The sequence below is a fragment of the Paraflavisolibacter caeni genome, from assembly GCF_025628885.1.
GTDB classification, from domain to species: domain Bacteria; phylum Bacteroidota; class Bacteroidia; order Chitinophagales; family Chitinophagaceae; genus Flavisolibacter; species Flavisolibacter caeni.
Genome location: NZ_JAOTIF010000065.1, coordinates 1 through 2,385 on the forward strand (window position 1 = coordinate 1; position 2,385 = coordinate 2,385).

The following is a 2,385-nucleotide window of genomic DNA, read 5'->3' on the forward strand; positions in this document are numbered from 1 at the left end:
CCAGTAAGTGAGCTTGTGTGCCAATACTTCTCCCTGCAGGTAGTTCCTTTGCCAGAGGGCATAGTCTGCATACTGGATGGGAAGAGGAGCCAGTTGTGGCGCATGCCCCTGGCTGTAAGCACCATAGAGCGCCACCAGTTCCCTGACTAATATAGAAGTAGACCAGCCATCGGAGGCTATATGGTGTAAGACTACGATCAATATATGCTCTTCAGCTTCCAGGTTAATGAGCTCTGCCCGGAGCATGTAGTCCCTGGAAAGATCAAAAGGTGCATTGATTTGCTGATGGAGGTAAATCTCTAATGACTCCTGATCACTTAGACTTCTGTCTTCTCTGTAGGCTAACCTCCAGCCATCAGCTGTTTGTATGTATTGAAAGCTCTGGCCTTCCTGCTGTAGAAAGACGGTCCTTAACACCTCATGACGCTCTATGATGGTTTGGAAAGCATGTTGTAAAGCTTCTTTATTTAAGGTTCCTTTCAGTCTGAGTACGGCTGGTATGTGGTATTGTACACTGCCCTCCAGCTGGTCAATGAACCACAAACGCTCCTGGGCAAAGGACAAAGGCAGCCGCTCTGGTCTTTGCACTACAGCTTCAATAGCGGGTAGCAACACCTCCCTGTTCTCTGCCTGCAGGTGCTGGGCCAGTTGGGCTACTGTGGGTTTAAAGAACAACTCCTTGATGGCCAGTTCCACCTGCAGCTCCTTACGCACCGCAGCGATCATGCGCATGGCCAAAAGGGAGTGTCCGCCCAACTCAAAGAAATTATCCTCAACGCTGATGTTCTGAGGCTCTATGCCCAATACAGCACCCCAGAGCTGCACCAGCTGCTGCTGCACTTCATTTGTAGGGGCTACATACCTGTTGTTGGCACTCACTTCCACCTCCGGCAGGGCCCTCCTGTTGATCTTACCATTGGGGGTTAGGGGCAGTTGCTCCAACTGCAGCCACTGCAGGGGCACCATGTACTCCGGCAGTCTTGCTTTCAGGTAGTCAATGAGATGATCTTTATTGAAGGCTTCCTCTGCCACCACATAACCCACCAGTCGTTTCCCGCCACTGCTGTTCTCTTTGGCAACCACCACACTTTGACTCACCTGTCCACTCTGCTGCACCACCGCTTCAATCTCGCCCAGCTCTATTCGAACCCCTCTGATCTTGACCTGCTCATCCCTACGACCCAGACATTCTATAGTGCCGTCCTGTAGCCATCTGCCCATATCCCCGGTGCGGTATAAGCGCTCTCCTTCCTTGAATGGACTTGCAATGAACTTCTCCCGGGTTAACTCCTGCCGGTTTAAATACCCTCTTGCTAATCCTGCTCCTCCAATGCAGATCTCCCCTGCCACCCCAATGGGCTGCAGGCCCTGCTCCTCATCCAGGATGTAGACCTGTGTGTTGGCAAGAGGCGCTCCGATGGTGACCCTCTCCTCCTTTTTCAACTCCCTGAGGGTAGACCAGATGGTGGTCTCGGTAGGGCCATAGACATTGTAGACATGGCCCCAGCGGGTGAGCTGGTCTTTGAGGCTGTCCCCAACCGCCTCTCCACCCACTAAAATCGTTATCCCCTCCCGGTTCTGCCAGCCACTCTCCAACAGCATCATCCAGGTGGAGGGGGTGGCCTGCATGTGGGTGGGGGTATGACGGTGGAGGCTTTCAGCCAGGCGGAAGCCATCCTGGGCCACTTCCCTGGAAAGCAATATTAGCCGGGCTCCTGAGAGCAAGGGCAGGAAGAACTCCAAATAGCAGATGTCAAAGCTGTAGGTGGTCACCGCCAGCATGCTGGCGTGGGCGGTGAACTGCACATGCTCCGCAATGCTATACAATAGGTTCACCACCCCAGAGTGTTCCACCATCACGCCCTTGGGCGTACCGGTGGAACCGGAGGTATAGATCACATAAGCCAGATGAGAGGCCTGTAGATTGGTTTGTGGGTTGCTGGTGGGTTGGTGGGCCAGCGCATGGTTCAGGGCTTTGAGGTCTACGACTTCCCAACTACCCTGGGCAGAGGAAAGCAAATCAAGGTACTCTTGACTGCTCACCACTATGGCAGCTGCAGTGTCCTGCAACATGTAAGTAATCCTTTCTTGGGGATACTCAGGATCAATGGGCACATAAGCTGCCCCTGCTTTCAGGATACCCAAAATACCCACCATCATTTCTAAGGATCTGTCCAGGCAGAGGGGCACCAGGGTTTCTTCCTTCACTCCTTTGCCTCTGAGGTAGTGGGCTAATTGATTACTCCTTTCATTGAGCTCCTGATAAGTGAGTTGCCGCTCTTCAAAGACCACCGCAATGCTGTGAGAAGTCTTTTCTACCTGCTGTTCAAACAAAGCCACAATACTTTTGTCATTGGGATAGGCAGCCTCTGTTTGATTGAAGCC

Annotated in this window: 1 protein-coding gene; it reads right to left on the reverse strand. The window is 52.7% G+C overall.

What is annotated here, in order from left to right:
• Positions 1 to 2,385, reverse strand: a 2,385-nt coding sequence (locus OCK74_RS27740) for an amino acid adenylation domain-containing protein (protein ID WP_279300375.1), incomplete at both ends; no start/stop codon positions are given.